Here is a 16,633-nt window from a genome sequence, read left to right on the forward strand (position 1 = left end):
GAGGATCGTGCTGTACCGTGCCCGGACGCTCCTCCGACCCCGCACCCTCGACGCGGCCCTGCAGGCGCGGGCCGACCATCCGGACGCCGTCGTCGTCGCCGGCGGGACCGGGGTGCTGCCCCGGCTCAACCAGGGGTGGGAGCCCGCGGCGCTGCTCGACCTGTCCGCAGTCGACGAGCTGCGCGCGGCACGCAGGGACGGCGCGGTCGTGCGGCTCGGCGCGCTGACGACGTACACGCAGGTGCTGGAGCGGTGGAACGCGGAGCTGCCCGGCCTCGCCGCCGCGGCGCGCACCGTGGCGTCGCGGCAGGTCCGCAACCGCGCGACGGTCGCGGGCGCGCTGGCGCTGGGCGACCCGACCGGCGACGCGCTCGCCGCGCTCGGAGCCGGCGGCGCGGCGGTCGAGATCGTGTCCGCGGCGCACGGCGTGCGGCACGTGGCCGCGGCCGACTTCGTCACCGGCGAGGGCGCGTGCGAGCTGCAGGACGGGGAGCTGGTGACCGCGCTGGAGGTCCCGGTCGACGACGGGCCGACGGCGTACGCGAAGGTCGGCGCGCGCAACGCGATGGCGCGGGCCGTGTGCGGGGTCGCGGTCGCGCTCGACCCGAGCGGCGGCGGCCGGGCGTGCGCGGTCGGCGTCGGTGAGCGGGCGGTCGTCGTGGAGGGCGCGGCGGGGGAGCTGGGGGCGCTCGTGCGCGCGGCGGTCCCGGCAGACGCGCCCGGCGACGCGCGGGCGAGCGGCGCGTACCGGCGCCACGCGGCGGGCGTCCTGGCGGCGCGGGCGGTGGCGCGCGCCACCGGCGGCGGGGCGGTGGCGGCATGAGGCTCACGGTCGACGGCGTCGCGCACGAGGTCCCGGACGACGTGGCCGCCCAGTCGCTCCTGCGGGTGCTGCGCGAGGAGCTGGGCCTGCCCGCGGCCAAGAACGCGTGCGAGCAGGGCGAGTGCGGCTCGTGCACGGTGCTGCTCGACGGCGAGCTGGCGTGCGCGTGCCTGGTGCTCGCCGCGCAGGCCGACGGGGCGGTCGTCGAGACGGCGGCGGCCGGCGACGGCGCGCTCGACGCGGTGCAGGAGGCGTTCCTCCGCGCCGGGGCGGTCCAGTGCGGCTTCTGCACACCGGGCCTCGTCGTCGCCGCGCGCGACCTGCTGCGGCGCGTGCCCGCCCCGAGCGACGCGGACATCCGCGAGGGCCTGAACGGCAACCTGTGCCGCTGCACGGGCTACACGAAGATCGTCGAGGCGGTCCGGCTGGCCGCGGAGGAGGCGCCGTGACGGTCACGGTCATCGAAGGGCTCGCCATCGCGACGGTCGACGACGCGCGGCGCGAGATCGCCGACGGGCACCTCGTGCTCGACGGCGCGCGCATCGCCGCGGTGGGGGAGGGCGCGGCGCCGCCGGCGTGGTCGACGCGGGCGGACGCCTGGGTCGACGGGAGCGGGAAGCTCGCGACGCCCGGCCTGGTCAACTGCCACCACCACCTCTACCAGCACGCGACGCGGGGCTACGCGCAGGAGGCGACGCTCTTCGAGTGGCTGACCGCGCTGTACCCGGTGTGGCAGCACCTCGATGGCGAGACCGTGCGGGCGGCGGCGCGGGCGGGGCTGGCGGCGCTAGCGCGCAGCGGCTGCACGACGACCACCGACCACCACTACATCTTCCCGGCGGCCGCGGGCGACCTGCTCGGGGTCGAGATCGAGGCGGCGCGCGCGATCGGGCTGCGGTTCCACCCCTGCCGCGGGGCGATGGACCTCGGCGCGAGCGACGGCGGGCTCCCGCCGGACGGCATCGTCGAGGACCGCGACGCGATCCTGCAGGCGTCGGCCGACGCGATCGACCGCTACCACGACCCCGCGCCCGGCGCGCACGTGCGCATCGCGCTCGCTCCGACGTCGCCGTTCTCCGTGACCGGCGAGCTGATGGCCGAGACCGCGGAGCTCGCGCGGCGGCGTGGCGTCCGGCTCCACACGCACCTGGCCGAGACCGACGACGAGGAGGCGTTCTGCCTCGAGCGGTTCGGCGTGCGGCCGCTGGAGTACCTGGAACGGCTCGGGTGGGTCGGCGAGGACGTGTGGCTCGCGCACTGCGTCCACCTCGACGAGGCCGAGTGCGGGCGGATGGGCGCGACGGGCACGGGCGTGGCGCACTGCCCGACGTCGAACGGGCGGCTGGGCGCGGGCATCGCGCCGGTGCCGGCGCTGCTGGCGGCCGGCGCGCCGGTCGGGCTCGGCGTGGACGGCGCGGCCTCGAACGAGTCGGGCGAGCTGGCCGACGAGCTGCGGGCCGCGCTCGTGGTCGGGCGAGCGGCGCGCGGGCCGCGGGCGCTGACGGCGCGGACGGTGCTGGAGATGGCGACGCGGCACGGCGCGCGCTGCCTGGGGCGCGACGACGAGCTGGGCCACCTGTCGACCGGCGCGCTGGCCGACGTCGCGCTGTGGGACCTGCGCGCGGCGGCGCACGCCGGCATCGAGGACCCGGTCTTCGCGCTGGCGTTCGGGCCGCTGCGGGCGGTCGACACGCTCTTCGTGGGCGGTGAGGTCGTGGTGGCGGACGGTGAGCTGCGGACCGCCGACCCGGTGACGCTCGCGGCGGACCTGCGGCGCGAGAGCGCGCGGATGCGGAGCCGGGTGGCGGCGTGAGCCCGCAGCAGGGACACACCTGGCGGACGCAGGACCCGCGGGCGCGGTGCCACACCGGCGCGGGGCCGCACGCGCGGACGCTGGTGGACGAGCCGGTCGTCGAGGGCGACCGGCGCGGGGGCGTCGGGGAGCGGCTGCGGCGGACCGACGGGCGGGCGAAGGTGCGCGGCGCGTTCGCGTACTCGAGCGACCTGCACGTCGACGGGATGCTCTTCGGCGCGACCGTCCGCTCCCCGCATCCGAGCGCCGCGATCCTCGGCATCGACACCGCCGCCGCGTGCGCGGTCCCGGGTGTCCGGGCGGTGCTGACGGCGGCCGACGTCCCGGGCGCGAAGCGGGTCGGCGCCGAGCGGCCGGACCAGCCGGTGCTCGCCGAGGAGGTCGTGCGCCACCACGGTGAGCCGGTCGCGCTCGTCGCCGCGGACACCCCGGCGGCGGCGCGGCGGGCGGCGGCGCTGGTCGACGTCGCGTACGCGGTGCTCCCGCCGCTGACGTCCGCCGCCGCGGCGCTCGCGCCCGGGGCGCCCGCGCTCCACCCGGGTGGGAACGCGCTGCGCAGCGTCCGCATCGCGCGCGGCGACGTGGACGCGCCGGGCGCGGTCGTCGTGCGCGGGACGTACGAGGTGGGCACGCAGGACCAGGCGTTCCTCGGCCCCGAGTCCGGCCTGGCGATCCCCGACGGCGAGGGCGGGGTGGAGCTCCACGTCGCGACGCAGTGGCTCCACGTCGACCGCGACCAGATCGCGGCCGGGCTGGGCCTGGCCCCGGATCGCGTGCGCCTGGTGCTGGCGGGCGTCGGCGGGGCGTTCGGCGCGCGCGAGGACCTGTCGATGCAGCTCCACGCGTGCCTGCTCGCGCTGGCGTGCGACCGGCCCGTGAAGATGTCCTACCTGCGCGAGGAGTCGTTCGTCGGGCACGTGCACCGGCACCCGGCGGTGATGGAGTACGAGCACCGCGCGACGGCCGACGGCGTGCTCACGTTCGTGGGCGCGCGGCTGCTGCTCGACGGGGGCGCGTACGCGTCGTCGTCGACCGCGGTGATCGCCAACGCGACGACGTGCGCGGCGGGGCCGTACGCGGTCCCGAACGCGCTGCTGGAGGGGACCGTCGCCTACACGAACAACCCGCCGAACGGGGCGATGCGCGGGTTCGGGGCGGTGCAGGTCGCGATCGGCTACGAGGCGCAGATGGACCGGCTGGCGGCGGCGTGCGGGCTGTCGCCGCTGGAGGTGCGGCGGCGCAACGCGCTCGGTCCGGGCGGCGTGCTGCCGTACGGGCAGGCGGTGCGCGGGCCGGTGCCGGTGCGGGAGCTGGTCGACGAGCTGGAGGCGCTGCCGCTGCCTGCCGCATCGTCGGCGGACGAGCGCGATCCCCGCGCATGGCCGGGCTCCCAGTTCGGGACCGCGGCGCGCGGCGAGGGCGTGCGGCGCGGCGTCGGGTGGGCGGTCGGCTTCAAGAACATCGCGTTCAGCGAGGGCTTCGACGACCCGGCGACCGCACGCGTCGCGCTGCACGTCGGCGCGGACGGGCGGCCGGTCGTGGAGATCCACACCGCGGCGGCGGAGGTCGGCCAGGGCGTCGTCGGCGTCCAGGAGCAGATCGCGCGCACCGAGCTGGGCGTCGCCGACGTGCGGCTGCTGCCCGCGGACACCGCGATCGACTCGGCCGGCTCGGCGAGCGCGTCGCGGCTGTCATGGATGGTCGGCGGGGCGGTGCAGGGCGCGTGCCGGGAGATCCGCGAGACCGTCGCGACGCTCGCCGCCGCGGCCGGGCTCCCCGACCCCTTCGCCGCTGCCCCGCTCTCCGGCGAAGGGCTGGCGGAGGTGCTGGCGGGCGAGGCGGTCGAGGCGACGTACACCTACCGCCACCGGCCGACGGTTCCGCTGGGCGACCCGTCGGGCGAGACGGACGTGCACGCGGGGTTCGCGTTCGTGGCGCACCGCGCGGTGGTCGACGTGGACGTGGAGCTCGGGGTCGCGCGGGTGGTCGAGCTGGCGTGCGCGCAGGACGTCGGCCGCGCGATCAACCCGCTCGCGCTGGAGGGGCAGCTGGAGGGCGGCTCGATCCAGGGGCTCGGGCTCGCGCTGAGCGAGGAGCTGCTGATCGACGGCGGCGTCGTGCGGTCGCGCTCGTTCGGCTCCTACCGCATCCCGACGATCGTGGACGCCGCGCCGGTCCGCTCGCTCATCCTCGAGCTGGGCGACGACGACACGCCGTACGGGCTGAAGGGCGCGGGGGAGCTGCCGTCGATCACGTCGACGCCCGCGATCCTCGCGGCGCTGCGCGACGCGACCGGCCGGCCGGTGACCCGCGCGCCCGCGCGGCTCGAGGACCTCGTCAGCGAAAGGATCGATGGGTGAAGGGCTCCCGCGGCGTGCGCCGCGCCTCGTACACGCTGCTCACGCCGGCGAACCACTACCCGAGCCGGCTCCCCGAGCTCGGCCCCGACGCGACCGTCGTCAAGCTCGTCACGCCCCGGTTCGCGCCGGCGCGCATCGGCGAGCACCTGATCTCGCTGCCCGCAGGGGGCGGGTCGGTGCGGCCGTTCGCCCCGGGCTTCGAGACGTTCCTCTACGTCCTCGACGGCGCGGTGACGCTGCGGGTCGAGGGCGGCGAGGGGACGACGAGCGCCGGCGGGTACGCGTACCTGCCGGAGACGCTCGGGTGGGAGGTGCACGCGGACGGCGGCGCGCCGGCGCGGCTGCTCGTGGTCAAGCGGCGCTACGAGCCGGCGGCCGGCCACGACGCGCCCGGCCCGCTCTCCGGCCATCGCGACGACGTCCCGTTCGCCGCGACCGCCGTCCCCGGCTTCACCCGCCGCGAGCTGCTGCCGGTCGACGATCCCGCGTTCGACTTCGCGATGTCGCTGCTGCGCTTCGAGCCCGGCGTCGGCCTCGACAACATCGAGATCCACGACGAGGAGCACGGCCTCTACATGACCGCCGGCCAGGGCCATTACCACCTCGACGGCGACACGCACGAGGTCTTCGCCCACGACTTCGTCTACATGGCGCCCTACTGCCCGCAGGGCTTCACGGCCACCGGCAGCGAGCCGGCCGAGTACCTGCTCTACAAGGACGCCTGGCGCGACGGGTTCTGACCCGCGACCTCAACCTGGAGCGAGGTAGAGGTCGTCGCCGCGCCACGGGTCGGGGTGGTCGCGGACGACGCGGTCGGCGGCGCCGAAGCGACGCGCGTAGCCGGGGAGCGCGCGAGCGTAGGCGCGCGGCGCGCCGATCGCGGCGCGCATCGTCGCGTAGGTCATGACGCGGCCGGGCGGGATCTGCGCGGCGACCCACCCGAAGCGGTCGGCCACCGCGTCGGGGACCGCCGGGTACGGGCGGCCGGGGAGGAGCCGCGCGGCGTCGCCGGGACGCGCGGTCCCGCCGCGCACCGCGACGCCCAGCCACCCGCGTGCGCCCGCCGCGGCGAGCGCGCGGAGGGTCGCGGCGTCGGCCGCGTCGCGGAGCGTCGCGCACGTCTCGCAGCGGTGCGTCAGGCGGAGGTGCACCTCGTCGCCCAGCGCGAGGATCATGCCCGACGCCGCGCGCCCCGTGAGGTCGAGGCCGCGCACCGCGACGGTCCACCGCAGGCCCTCCGCGCGGACCCCGAACCGCGCGAGCGTCTCCTCGTCCCCGACGAGGACTTGCCGCGGCCCCGGCACGCCGGCCGGCAGCGCGAGCGCGGCGACCGGCTCCGCCCACGCGCCGGCGGACGGCTTCGCGAAGGTCGTGGTGACCATGAGTCGGCGCAGGGTAGAACCGCGTGCATGGCGGGCCCGACGCGGATCCCGACGCGGCTCGACTCCGAGCGCGAGCAGCGTGTCCCGTGGCGCGGGCCGTGGCTGGTGCGGTGCCCGCGCTGTGGCGACTGCGCGCACGCCGAGCCCGAGCGCGCGCGGATCGTCTGCCGCGAGTGCACGCTCGTGCGGGCGGGGCGGATCGCGCTCGCCGACGACGGCCAGGTGCGCCAGACGACCGGCAGCGACGGGCGCTGGCGGCGCGACCGCGCGCCCGGCCATGGCCCGCAGCCACGCGAGGTACTCCACGACCTGTGGCTGCGCGAGGCGTGCTGCGAGGGGCAGACGCTGTGGGCGGTCAACGCGACGCACCTCGCGTACCTCGAGCGGTTCGTCGCGGCGGTCCTCCGCGGCGGCACCCCGCAGCCGATGTGGCGCCCGCAGCACCGCCTCCCGGTGTGGATGACGCGCCGCGAGCACCGCGTCGAGGTGCTCGCCGCGATCGCCCGTCTGCGCGAGCGCCTCGCCGCGGCCGAGACCTGACGCCTAGGACGCGAGCCGCGCGAGGGTCCCCGCCAGCACCGCGACGCCGGCGTCGAGCTCGTCCGGCTCGGTGTGCTCGTCCGGGTGGTGCGAGACGCCGCCGCGCGAGGGGACGAAGATCATCCCGACCGGCACGCGCGTGCCGAGGATCATCGCGTCGTGGTACGCGCCGCTGATCATCCGCCGCGCGCGGAGGCCGAGCACGTCCGCGGCCTCGCCCACGGCGCGGATGATCGCCAGGTCGCACGGGACCGGGACGTCCTCGACGATCGGCGTGACCTCCAGCTCCAGCCCGCGGCGCTCCGCGATCTCCTCGGCGGTGCGCACGACCTCGGCGACCACGGCGTCCCGCGCCGAGAGGTCCGAGTCGCGCACGTCGACGTCGAGCTCCACGCTCCCCGGCACGACGTTGATCGCGCCCGGCGCGACGCGGATGACACCGACGGTCCCGACCGTCGTGCCGCTCGGCGACTCGCGCGCGATCCGCTCGAGCTCCACCATCGCCTCCGCCGCGCCCGCGAGCGCGTCGCGGCGCAGCTCCATCGGCGTCGCGCCCGAGTGCGTCGCCGCGCCGCGGAAGGCGAGCGTGAAGTCGTGCGGCGCCGCGATGGCGGTGACGATGCCGATCTGCTCGCGGTGCCTCTCGAGGACGATGCCCTGCTCGATGTGGAGCTCGACCAGCGCGTGGACGGTCGCGGGGTCGATCACCGCGTCCGCGCACCGGTCGGGGTCGAACCCGGCCTGTCGCAGCGCGGCCGCCATCGAGACGCCGTCGCGGTCGACGAGCGCGTCGAGGCCGTCCCGGTCGAGCCGTCCCGCGGCCACGCGCGACCCCACGCAGCCGGTGCCGAACCGCGGCTCCTCGCCCGCCCACGCGACGACCTCGACCGTCCGCCGCGGCACGAACCCGTCGGCGTGCAGCAGCCGCACCGCCTCGAGCGCCCCGAGCACCCCGACGACGCCGTCGTAGCGGCCCGCGTTGAGCGTCGTGTCGACGTGCGAGCCGGTCAGCACGCGGGCCGCGTCCGGCTCGCTCCCCGGCCACCGCCCGTAGAGCGTCCCGACCGCGTCGAACCTGACCTCCAGCCCGACGTCGCGCATCCACGCGGCCACGAGGTCGACCGCCCGCGCGTACGTCGGCGTGTAGACCTCGCGGGTGATGCCGCCCGCATCAGGGTCGTCGTTGTAGGTCGCCAGCTCGGCGATCTGCTCGTGGAGGCGGGAGGCGGTCATGACATGGGCGTTCCGTCGCGGTGGAGGACGCGGCCGCGGGGCGGGGCGCCGGGGTCGACCACCGCACCGTGCAGGAGCGTCCGGACGACCCGGCCGCGGAGCGTGCGGCCGGCGAGCGGGCTGAGCCGGTGGCGGTCGCGCAGGTCGTCGCGGTCGACGGTCCACGTGCCCGCCGGGTCGACGAGCGCGATGTCCGCGTCCGCGCCGACGGCGAGCGCGCCCTTGCGCGCGGTGCCGCCGAGGAAGCGCGCGGCGGGCGCGGCGGCGAGCAGCGCCGCGAGGCGCGCGAGCGGGAGGCCGCGCGCGACGTGCGCCGCGTCGTACACCGACGCCAGCAGCGTCTGCGCCCCGCTGATGCCGCCCCACCACGCCAGCGCGTCGTCGCCCCGCTTCAGGTCGGGCGGGGAGGGGGAGTGGTCGGTCGCGACGAGGTCGACGTCGCCGGCGAGCAGCCGCTCCCACAGCGCCTCCTGGTCGACGGCGGGACGCAGCGGCGGCGTGCACTTGGCCACCGCACCGAGCCGCTCGGCGTCCTCCTCGTCGAGCACGAGGTAGTGCGGGCACGTCTCGCAGGTGACGTCGACCCCGCGCGCCCGCGCCTCGGCGATCAGCGCGACGCCGCGGCCGGTCGAGATGTGGACGACGTGGAGCGGGCAGCCGGTCTCGGCGGCGATGGCGAGGGCGCGCGCGATCGCGTCCAGCTCGGCCTCGACCGGCCGGGACGCCAGGAAGTCCCGCATCGTGGTGCGGCCCTCGGCCACCGCGCGGGCGTGCAGCGCGCGCGTGAGCGCGTCGCTCTCGGCGTGGACGGCGACCGGGAGCCCGAGCCGCGCCGCGCGCTCCATCCCCGTGTGGAGCGTCACGTCGTCGGCGGCGGGGAAGTCGTCGATGCCGGACGCGGCCATGAAGGCCTTGAACCCCACGACCCCGCGCGCGGCCAGCTCGTCGAGCCGCTCGAGGTGGGTGGGCGGGCCCGGCACGAGCCCGCCCCACAGCGCGACGTCGCACCACAGCCCGGAACTTCGAGCTGCATGGAGCTTGAGGTCCAGTGCCGCGGCGTCGACCGTCGGCGGGTGGGCGTTGAGCGGCATGTCGATGCCCGTCGTCGTGCCGCCCGCGGCGAGCGCGCGGGTCCCGCTCGCGAAGCCCTCCCACGCGGTCCGGCCCGGCTCGTTCAGGTGCACGTGGGCATCGACGGCGCCGGGGAGCGCGAGCAGCCCGCGCGCGTCGTGCTCGACCGCGCCGCCGCCCTCCAGCTCGGGCGCGATGGCGGCGATCCGCTCGTCCGCGATGCCGATGTCGGCCACGGCCGGCGCCGCGCCCGCGACCACGGTCGCCCCGCGTACGATCACGTCGAACGCGCTCACGTCCCGCCCGCCGCCAGCCGCCGCACGAACCCGGTGAGCACCTCGAGCGCGACCGCGACGTCGTCCACCGCCACCGTCTCGCCGGGGTGGTGCGACAGGCCGCCGGGACAGCGCACGAAGAGCATCGCGACTGGGCACCGCTCGGCCAGCGCGACCGCGTCGTGGCCGGCGCCGCTGGGGATCCGCACGTCCGCCAGCCCCGCGTCCACCGCCGCCCGCGCGAGCGCCGCCGTGAGCGCCTCGTCCATCGCCACGGCCGGCGCCTCGTGCGTCGTCCGCGTCGCCAGCTCGACCCCGCGCCGGTCGCCCGCCACGCGCGCCGCTTCGAGGAGCTGCGCGACCGCCTCCGTCCGCACCGAGTCCTCGGCGTGGCGGACGTCGAGCGTCGCCGTGACCGTGCCGGGTATGACGTTCGGCGCGCCCGGCTGGACGTCGAGCGCCCCGACCGTCGCCACCAGGCCCGGCACCTCGCGGCCCGCCGCCTCGACCGCGCCGACCCACTCGGCGGCGGCCGCGAGCGCGTCGTGGCGGCTGCGCATCGGCACGGTCCCCGCGTGGCCCGACCGCCCGCGGAAGCGCAGGGCGAGCCGCGTGGCGCCCGCGATGCCGGTGACGATCCCGACCGGCGCGCCCAGCTCCTCCAGCACCGGCCCCTGCTCGATGTGCAGCTCGCAGTAGCCGACGAGCCGCTCGTCCCGCCGCGCCGCGCCGTCGATCGCGTCGGGCGCGCCGCCGAACTCCCGCAGCGCGCGCCGTACCGACACGCCGTCCGCATCGCGCAGGTCGAGCAGCGCGGGGTCGAACGTCCCCGCGATCGCCCGGCTCCCTAGGTACGCGGTGCCGAACCGCAGGCCCTCCTCGTCGGAGAACCCGAGCACGTCGACCGCGAACGGCAACGTCACGCCGTCCGCGCGGAGCTGCTCGAGCACCGCGATGGCGCCGATCACCCCGAGCGGCCCGTCGAACGCGCCCGCGTCGCGGACCGTGTCGAGGTGCGAGCCGAGCAGGAGCGTCCCCGCCGCGGGATCGGCGCCCGCGTGGTGGCCGATCAGGTTGCCCGCCGCGTCCACCCGCACCTGCAGCCCCGCGTCGCGCATCCATCCGCCGACGCGCGCGTTGGCCTGCGCCATCGCGGGGGTCGCGAAGCGGCGCGTCAGCCGGTCGCGCTCCTCGCTCACCGTCGCCAGCTCGCGGCACCTGCGGACGACCTGCTGGGCGCGGGCGTGGGCGTCCACGGTCGCTAGCTGCCGCGGTACGTCGAGTAGGACCAGGGCGAGACGAGCAGCGGCACGTGGTAGTGGGCGGCGGGGTCGGCGACGGCGAAGCGGATCGGGATCACGTCGAGGAACGGCGGCTCGGCCGCGGCGCCGCTCGCCGTCGCCGCGAAGTACGCGCCGACGGCGAAGCGCAGCTCGTACTCGCTCGCCTGCAGCTCGCCGGCGGCCAGCAGCGGCGCGTCGGTGCGGCCGTCCGCGTTGGTCACCGCCGTCGCGATCGTCACGCCGTGGCTCTCGGGCGGGCGGCGCAGGAGCGTGATCTGCACCCCGGCCGCCGGGACCCCGCGGGCCGTGTCGAGGACGTGCGTGGTCAGGGGCACGTGCGGATTCAACCACCGGGGCGCTTGCCTGCGCGAGAGGTGGAAACTAGAGTTGCCGACTGGTGACTGAGGTTGACAGCGCAGCGGGGGAGCTGAGCGCGCGGATCGGCCGCGTCGTGCGGGCGTACCGGACGGCGCAGGACCTGTCGATCGGCGACCTCGCGCGCGCCTCCGGGCTGTCCAAGACGATCATCGGCAAGATCGAGCGCGGCGAGGGCAACCCATCGATCGAGACGCTGCAGCGCGTCGCGCGCGGCCTCTCGGTGCCGCTCGGGGCGCTCCTGGCCGAGGACCAGGCGCCGCGCGTGCGGAAGATCCCCGCGCGGTCGGGCGACGAGCTGGGCGCGGCGTCGTCCGGGATGCGCGCGTGGCTTGTGCACGCGGAGGGGCGCGACCACCGCTCCGAGCTGTTCGAGCTCCACCTCCCCGCGGGCGCCATGCAGGAGGCGACCGGCCACCTGCCGGGAGCCGAGGAGGTCGTCGTGTGCGTGAGCGGGCGGCTGCGCGTCGGGCCGGTGGGCGGCGAGGTGGAGCTGGAGCCGGGCGACGCGGTGTGGTTCGCGGCCGACGGCGCGCACCGCTACGAGGCGCTCGCGGAGGCGCGGGCGCTCAACCTCGTCGTCTACGCGGGGGCGCGGGCGTGACCCGCGGGCGCGGCGCCGGCGCGGATCCGTTCCTCGGGCAGGCGGTCGCGGCCGGCGCGGTGACCGCGATCGTCGGGTTCGCGGGCGCGTTCACGGTTGTGCTCGCGGGCCTGCGCGCCGTGGGCGCGAGCGCCGACCAGGCCGCGTCGGGGCTGCTCGCCGTGACGGTCGCGTCGGCGGCGCTCGGGATCGTCCTGTCGCTGCGCACGCGGATGCCGATCGCGATCGCGTGGACGACGCCCGGCGCGGCGCTGCTCGTCTCGACGGGCGCGGTGGAGGGCGGCTGGCCCGCCGCGGTGGGCGCGTTCGTCGTGGCGGCGGCGCTGACGGTGGTCGCCGGGCTGTGGCGGCCGGTCGCGCGGTGGATCGCGGCGGTGCCCGGAGGGCTCGCGAGCGCGCTGCTCGCGGGCGTGCTCCTCCCGGTCTGCCTCGCGCCCGCCCGGGCGGCGGTCGAGCTGCCGGAGCTGGCGCTGCCGGTCATCGCGACGTGGGCGGTGCTGATCGTGGTCGCGCGGCGGTGGGCGGTGCCGGGCGCGCTCGTGGCGGCCGTGATCGGGCTGGCGATCAACGGGGACCTGGGCGGCGGCGTCTTCTCGTCGCCGTGGCCGGTCGTCGAGGTGACGACGCCCGCGTTCGACCTCGGCGCCATGATCGGCGTCGGCGTCCCGCTCTTCCTCGTGACGATGGCGTCGCAGAACCTGACGGGGCTGAGCGTGATGCGGCTCTACGGCTACAAGCCCGACCTCGCGCCCGTGCTCGTCGCGACCGGTGGCGTGTCGGCGGCGATCGCGCCGCTGGGCGGCCAGGGGATCAACCTCGCGGCGATCACCGCGGCGATGACCGCGGGCCCCGACGCGCACCCGGACGCCGACCGCCGCTGGATCGCGACCGTCGCTGCCGGCGGGATGTACCTCCTGCTCGGGCTGACCGTGGGCGCCGCGACGGCGCTGGTGGCGGCTGCCCCGCCGCTCCTCATCCAGGCGGTCGCGGGCCTCGCGCTCCTCGGCGCGCTGACGTCGGCGCTCGCCGCGGCGTTCGCGGACGAGCTGTCCCGCGACGCGGCGACGGTGACGCTCGTCGTGACCGCCTCGGCGATCACCGTCGCGGGGATCAGCGCGCCGTTCTGGGGCCTGCTCGCGGGCCTGGCGTTCCTCGGGCTGCAGCGCCTGCGTCGCGCCTGACGCGGGTCCCTCAGGGCAGGTCGCGGCGCATGATGATGTCGGCGACCCACCGGCCGTCGAGCTCGAACCCGCGCTCCGTCCGCCCGACCTCCACGAACCCGCACTTGCGGTAGGCCGCGATGCCGCGCGCGTTGTACTCGGCGACGCGCAGGTGCAGGGAGGCGAAGGAGAGCGGCGGGTCGGCGGCCCGGCCGACGAGGGCGCGCAGCGCCGCGCTGCCCAGCCCGCGGCCGAGGAGGTCGCTGCGCAGGAGGCCCATCGAGACGAACCCCGTGCGCCGCTCGGGGTCGAGCCGGTCGACGGCGATGTGCCCGACCACCTCGCCGCCGGCCTCGATCACCCAGCCCCACGGCCGCGCCTGCAGGCGACGCAGCTGCGCGAGCGCCTCGTCCGGGGTGTACGGGCCGCGTTCCACCCGCGCCGTGCCCGAGCCAGACCTCCGGGTCGCGGCCGGCGCGCATCCACGCCTCGACGTCCTTCTCGCGCGGCGGGCGGAGGGACACGGTCGGGCCGTCGATGCGCGGCGCGGCGGGCATCGTCAGGGGAGCGTAAGCGCCGCCCGGACGTCGTCCAGCTCGGCGTCGCGGCGGGCGGCGGACCAGCCCAGCTCGCGGCCGGCGACGTCCGCGACCTGCTCGAGGACGTCGTCGCCCGGGTTGCCGAGCGTGCCGATGCCGGTGCGGCGCAGCACGACGTCGCGCAGCGTGCGGGCGGACTCCCACCGCGTCGCCGCCACGACCTGGGCGAGGATCTCGCCGTCGGCGTCGAGCGTCGTCGCGAGGCGGGGGTCGGCGTCCGCGAGCGCGAGGACCGCGTCGTGGTCGGTGCCGTGGTCGAGGGCAAGCCAGCGGACGGTCTCGGGGGCGTGCGCCGCGTGGCGCGTGGTGGCGGCGGCGAGGTAGGGGGCGAGCGGGCCGGTGGCGCAGGCGTGCAGCGGCGTGCGGGCGGTCGGGCTGCGGCGGCGGCCGACGGGGCGGCCGAGCTTGCGCGCGACCGTGCGGAACGTCTGCTCGGCGAACGCGCGGCTCGTCGTGTACTTGCCGCCGGTCGCCGTGATGAGGCCTTCGAGCCCGTCGCGCGCGTGGTCGACGTGGTCGGACGCGCGGGAGGCGTTGTACGTGTCGCCGTCCTCGCCGGTCGCCTCCGACAGCGGCCGCAGCCCGCCGTAGGCGAACAGCACGTCGTCGTACGTCAGGCGGTCGCGGAGCAGGCCGGCGGCGTTGATCGCGGTCAGGAAGTCCTCGATGCTCGCCCGCGTCAGGCGCCAGTCGGAGACGTCGCCGCGGTACGCCTTCTCGGTCGGCCCGATGAGGCTGTGGCCCCGCCACGGCGCGGCGCTGAAGTGCCCGTGCGGCGTCACGTGGAGGGTCATGACGTCGGTGACCTTGCGCGTGACGAGGTAGATGCCCTCCGACCGCACCGGCGGCCGCGGGCCGGCCGCGGCTTCGGCGCCCGCGCTCTGCGCCAGCACGTCGTGCGCCCACGGGCCGGTCGCGTTGACGACCACCCGCGCGCGCACCTCGAGCCGGCTCGAGGTGAGGACGTCGGTGACCTGCGCGCCGACCACGCGGCCGTCGCGGACGAGCAGCCGGTCGGCGCGCGCGTGGTTGGCGACGGCGGCCCCGTGCGCGGCGGCCGAGCGGACGAACGCGAGCGTCAGCCGCTCCGGGCTCGGCATCGTGCAGTCGTGGTAGAGCAGCGCGCCGGCGCCGCGCTCGCCCAGGCCCCAGGCCTCCGCCTCCTCCGGGCGGACGCGGCGGTGGCGCGGGATGCGCTTGCCGGGGTCGCGGACGCGGTTGCGGTCGCGCGAGAGGAGGTCGTACGCGGTCAGCCCGGCGCGCGCGACCAGGTCGGCGTCCGGCAGCACGATCGGGTACGGGTGGACGAGGTTCGGCGCGATGTCGCAGAGGATCCGGCGCTCGCGCAGGGACTCCCGGACGAGGCCGACCTCGAGCTGCTTGAGGTACCTCAAGCCGCCATGGACCAGCTTGCCGGTCGCCGCCGACGTGGCCGCGCCGTAGTCGTCCGCCTCGACCAGGGCGACCGAGCAGCCGCGGCTGGCCGCCTCGTACGCGAGCGCCGCGCCCGTGATGCCGCCGCCGACGACGAGCAGGTCGAACGCGTGACCGCCCGCGGGCTCGGGTGTCTCGACGAAGCGCGTGAGCGCGAGCGTCATCGCAGCGCCGCCCGGACGCCGGCGCGCAGGGCCTCGCGCTCGCTCGCGATGTCCCACCCGAGCCGCAGGACGAGCGCCGCCATGCGCCACCGCGCGATCTCCGCGTCGCTGATGCCGGTGCGGCGGCGGTACTCGTCGAGGTACGCGGAGAAGTACGTGCGGCGGATGACGCCGAACACCGCGCGCTTGACCGCCGGCGTCCCGGGCCACAGCTCGGCGTCCTTGAGGAGGAACACGCTCGCCGCGACGTCGGCCGCGGGCGCGCCGCGCAGCGCGGTCTGCCAGTCGATGATCGCGTAGGGCGGGTCGCCGCCGGTCGTGAAGACGTTCTCGGGGTGGAAGTCGAGGTGGAGCAGCCGGTCGCCCGCCGGCAGCGCGTCGAGGAGCGCGCCGGCGGCGGCCCGCTCGCGCGCGTCGAGGAAGGCCAGCGGTGGCGTGTCGAGGAGCCCGCGCACGACGTCGCGCACGTCGGGCAGCGACGGCGCGGCGACGGCGTGCATCTCGGCCTGGAGCTGCGCGAGCGTGCGGGCGGTCGCGCGGATCTTCAGCGGGTTGCGCTCGCCCACGCGCGTGAGCGAGATGCCGTCGAGGCGGTCGAGGACGAGCCCGGCGCGCCCGTCGACCTCCGTCGTGCCGTGGCACCGGACGCTCGTCAGGCCCGCGGCGGCGGCGACCGCCGTGCGCTCGCACTCGGCGGCGGCCTCGGTCGCGGCGACGGTCGGCAGGAAGAGCTTGAGCACGCGCCCGGGCTGGTCGGGCAGCGCGAAGATCTCGGAGGTGCGGCCGGTCGCGAGCCGCTCACCGCGGCGCGGAGCGTCGAGCGCGCTCACGACGCCTCGCGCGGGGCGCCGTACTTCGTGCGCACGGCGTGCTCGATGACCGCCTGCTGGTCCTCGGGCGTCAGCTCCCGCGGCGTGCCGATCGCGCGCGCCTGCCAGTAGAGCGTCGCGACCCACTCGAGCAGCTGCGCGTTCTCCACCGCCGTCGCGAGGTCGTGGCCGACCGTCACCGTGCCGTGGTTGGCGAGCAGTGCGGCGTTCTTGCCCTGCAGCGCGGCGTCGACCGACGCCGCCAGCGCGGTCGTGCCGAACACCGCGAACGGGACGACCGGGACCGCGCCGCCGAGCAGCAGCTGCTGGTAGTGCACGCAGGGGAGCTCGTCGAGCACGAGCGAGACGGCCGTCGCGACCGGCGAGTGCGTGTGGACGACCGCGGTCGCGTCGGGGCGTGAACGCAGCACCGCGAGGTGCAGCTCGGCCTCCGACGTGGGGGCGAGGTCGCCGTCCACGACCGTCCCGTCGCGGTCGACGATCGTGACGTCGCTCGCCTGCGCCTCGGCCAGCACGACGCCGGTGGCGGTGACCGCGACGAGCCCTTCGTCGGCGCCGTCGAGCGCGACCGCGAGGTTGCCGGCCGTGCCGATCAGCAGGCCCGCCTCGGCGAGCCGGCGCGCGGCGGCGGCGACTGCCGTCCGTGCCTCGTCCCTCTCCATGGCCGCGAGTCTAACCAAACCCGAC

The 16,633-nt window shown here is 77.1% G+C and carries 17 protein-coding genes; 8 read left to right on the top strand and 9 right to left on the bottom strand.

Annotation, left to right across the window (positions count from 1 at the left end; translation table 11 throughout):
- The first annotated feature begins 7 nt into the window (after positions 1 to 7).
- The 5 genes from AC1UE5_RS01195 to allE all read left to right on the top strand — a co-directional run bounded on the left by AC1UE5_RS01195 (position 8) and on the right by allE (position 5,736).
- Entirely contained in the window at positions 8 to 823 is an 816-nt protein-coding gene (locus AC1UE5_RS01195) for an FAD binding domain-containing protein (protein ID WP_482920230.1), read from the top strand.
- Positions 820 to 1,272 carry a (2Fe-2S)-binding protein gene (locus AC1UE5_RS01200; RefSeq protein WP_482920231.1) on the top strand — a complete coding sequence of 151 codons (453 nt, stop codon included), beginning with the start codon at positions 820 to 822 and terminating at the stop codon, positions 1,270 to 1,272. Before AC1UE5_RS01195 ends, AC1UE5_RS01200 begins: the two co-directional genes overlap by 4 nt.
- Positions 1,269 to 2,636: an 8-oxoguanine deaminase gene (locus AC1UE5_RS01205; protein ID WP_482920232.1), complete on the top strand. Its 1,368-nt coding sequence runs from the start codon at positions 1,269 to 1,271 to the stop codon at positions 2,634 to 2,636. Before AC1UE5_RS01200 ends, AC1UE5_RS01205 begins: the two co-directional genes overlap by 4 nt.
- An 80-nt stretch (positions 2,637 to 2,716) precedes the next feature.
- Positions 2,717 to 4,996, top strand: a complete 2,280-nt coding sequence (locus tag AC1UE5_RS01210; RefSeq protein ID WP_482920681.1) for a molybdopterin cofactor-binding domain-containing protein — start codon at positions 2,717 to 2,719, stop codon at positions 4,994 to 4,996.
- Positions 4,993 to 5,736, top strand: a complete 744-nt coding sequence (gene allE, locus AC1UE5_RS01215; protein WP_482920233.1) for a (S)-ureidoglycine aminohydrolase — start codon at positions 4,993 to 4,995, stop codon at positions 5,734 to 5,736. The genes AC1UE5_RS01210 and allE overlap by 4 nt, the downstream gene beginning before the upstream one ends.
- Before the next feature lie 9 nt (positions 5,737 to 5,745).
- On the opposite strand, the gene AC1UE5_RS01220 is transcribed toward allE, so the two are convergent.
- Positions 5,746 to 6,378, bottom strand: a complete 633-nt coding sequence (locus AC1UE5_RS01220; protein ID WP_482920234.1) for an MGMT family protein — start codon at positions 6,376 to 6,378, stop codon at positions 5,746 to 5,748.
- A gap of 27 nt (positions 6,379 to 6,405) precedes the next feature.
- On the opposite strand from AC1UE5_RS01220, the gene AC1UE5_RS01225 reads away from it, so the two are divergent.
- The gene (locus tag AC1UE5_RS01225) at positions 6,406 to 6,918 is read left to right on the top strand and encodes a hypothetical protein (RefSeq protein ID WP_482920235.1); all 513 of its coding nucleotides are present in this window, start codon (positions 6,406 to 6,408) and stop codon (positions 6,916 to 6,918) included.
- A gap of 3 nt (positions 6,919 to 6,921) precedes the next feature.
- Here AC1UE5_RS01225 and AC1UE5_RS01230 read toward each other — a convergent pair whose 3' ends face one another.
- From AC1UE5_RS01230 to uraH, 4 genes are read right to left on the bottom strand one after another with little or no spacing between them, the layout of a single operon-like run.
- Complete coding sequence (locus tag AC1UE5_RS01230) at positions 6,922 to 8,151, bottom strand: M20 family metallo-hydrolase (RefSeq protein ID WP_482920236.1); 1,230 nt, start codon at positions 8,149 to 8,151, stop codon at positions 6,922 to 6,924.
- Positions 8,148 to 9,518, bottom strand: a complete 1,371-nt coding sequence (gene allB / locus AC1UE5_RS01235) for an allantoinase AllB (RefSeq protein ID WP_482920237.1) — start codon at positions 9,516 to 9,518, stop codon at positions 8,148 to 8,150. The genes AC1UE5_RS01230 and allB overlap by 4 nt, the downstream gene beginning before the upstream one ends.
- A complete protein-coding gene (locus tag AC1UE5_RS01240) occupies positions 9,515 to 10,753 on the bottom strand; it encodes an allantoate amidohydrolase (RefSeq protein WP_482920238.1) in 1,239 nt (412 codons plus the stop codon). Before AC1UE5_RS01240 ends, allB begins: the two co-directional genes overlap by 4 nt.
- Before the next feature lie 5 nt (positions 10,754 to 10,758).
- Positions 10,759 to 11,115 carry a hydroxyisourate hydrolase gene (uraH, locus tag AC1UE5_RS01245; RefSeq protein ID WP_482920239.1) on the bottom strand — a complete coding sequence of 119 codons (357 nt, stop codon included), beginning with the start codon at positions 11,113 to 11,115 and terminating at the stop codon, positions 10,759 to 10,761.
- A gap of 62 nt (positions 11,116 to 11,177) precedes the next feature.
- On the opposite strand from uraH, the gene AC1UE5_RS01250 reads away from it, so the two are divergent.
- Both AC1UE5_RS01250 and AC1UE5_RS01255 read left to right on the top strand, forming a co-directional pair.
- The gene (locus tag AC1UE5_RS01250) at positions 11,178 to 11,759 is read left to right on the top strand and encodes a helix-turn-helix domain-containing protein (RefSeq protein ID WP_482920240.1); all 582 of its coding nucleotides are present in this window, start codon (positions 11,178 to 11,180) and stop codon (positions 11,757 to 11,759) included.
- The gene (locus AC1UE5_RS01255) at positions 11,756 to 12,940 is read left to right on the top strand and encodes a benzoate/H(+) symporter BenE family transporter (protein WP_482920241.1); all 1,185 of its coding nucleotides are present in this window, start codon (positions 11,756 to 11,758) and stop codon (positions 12,938 to 12,940) included. The genes AC1UE5_RS01250 and AC1UE5_RS01255 overlap by 4 nt, the downstream gene beginning before the upstream one ends.
- A gap of 10 nt (positions 12,941 to 12,950) precedes the next feature.
- Here the strand turns inward: AC1UE5_RS01255 and AC1UE5_RS01260 are convergent, their stop codons facing one another.
- The 4 genes from AC1UE5_RS01260 to AC1UE5_RS01275 all read right to left on the bottom strand — a co-directional run bounded on the left by AC1UE5_RS01260 (position 12,951) and on the right by AC1UE5_RS01275 (position 16,608).
- Entirely contained in the window at positions 12,951 to 13,355 is a 405-nt protein-coding gene (locus AC1UE5_RS01260) for a GNAT family N-acetyltransferase (RefSeq protein WP_482920242.1), read from the bottom strand.
- Between the two features lie 123 nt (positions 13,356 to 13,478).
- The gene (locus AC1UE5_RS01265) at positions 13,479 to 15,116 is read right to left on the bottom strand and encodes a glycerol-3-phosphate dehydrogenase/oxidase (RefSeq protein WP_482920243.1); all 1,638 of its coding nucleotides are present in this window, start codon (positions 15,114 to 15,116) and stop codon (positions 13,479 to 13,481) included.
- Positions 15,113 to 15,946, bottom strand: coding sequence for a phosphotransferase family protein (locus tag AC1UE5_RS01270; RefSeq protein WP_482920244.1), 834 nt, complete (start codon positions 15,944 to 15,946; stop codon positions 15,113 to 15,115). Before AC1UE5_RS01270 ends, AC1UE5_RS01265 begins: the two co-directional genes overlap by 4 nt.
- Positions 15,943 to 16,608 carry a class II aldolase/adducin family protein gene (locus AC1UE5_RS01275; RefSeq protein WP_482920245.1) on the bottom strand — a complete coding sequence of 222 codons (666 nt, stop codon included), beginning with the start codon at positions 16,606 to 16,608 and terminating at the stop codon, positions 15,943 to 15,945. The genes AC1UE5_RS01270 and AC1UE5_RS01275 overlap by 4 nt, the downstream gene beginning before the upstream one ends.
- Positions 16,609 to 16,633: the final 25 nt, after the last annotated feature.

It is taken from the genome of Parviterribacter multiflagellatus (genome assembly GCF_056863265.1).

Coding starts and splice junctions, on each gene's coding strand:
- AC1UE5_RS01200 (WP_482920231.1), top strand. CDS start 820: ATGAGGCTCACGGTCGACGGCGTCGCGCACGAGGTCCCGGACGACGTG.
- AC1UE5_RS01220 (WP_482920234.1), bottom strand. CDS start 6,378: ATGGTCACCACGACCTTCGCGAAGCCGTCCGCCGGCGCGTGGGCGGAG.
- AC1UE5_RS01225 (WP_482920235.1), top strand. CDS start 6,406: ATGGCGGGCCCGACGCGGATCCCGACGCGGCTCGACTCCGAGCGCGAG.
- AC1UE5_RS01230 (WP_482920236.1), bottom strand. CDS start 8,151: ATGACCGCCTCCCGCCTCCACGAGCAGATCGCCGAGCTGGCGACCTAC.
- AC1UE5_RS01265 (WP_482920243.1), bottom strand. CDS start 15,116: ATGACGCTCGCGCTCACGCGCTTCGTCGAGACACCCGAGCCCGCGGGC.
- AC1UE5_RS01275 (WP_482920245.1), bottom strand. CDS start 16,608: ATGGAGAGGGACGAGGCACGGACGGCAGTCGCCGCCGCCGCGCGCCGG.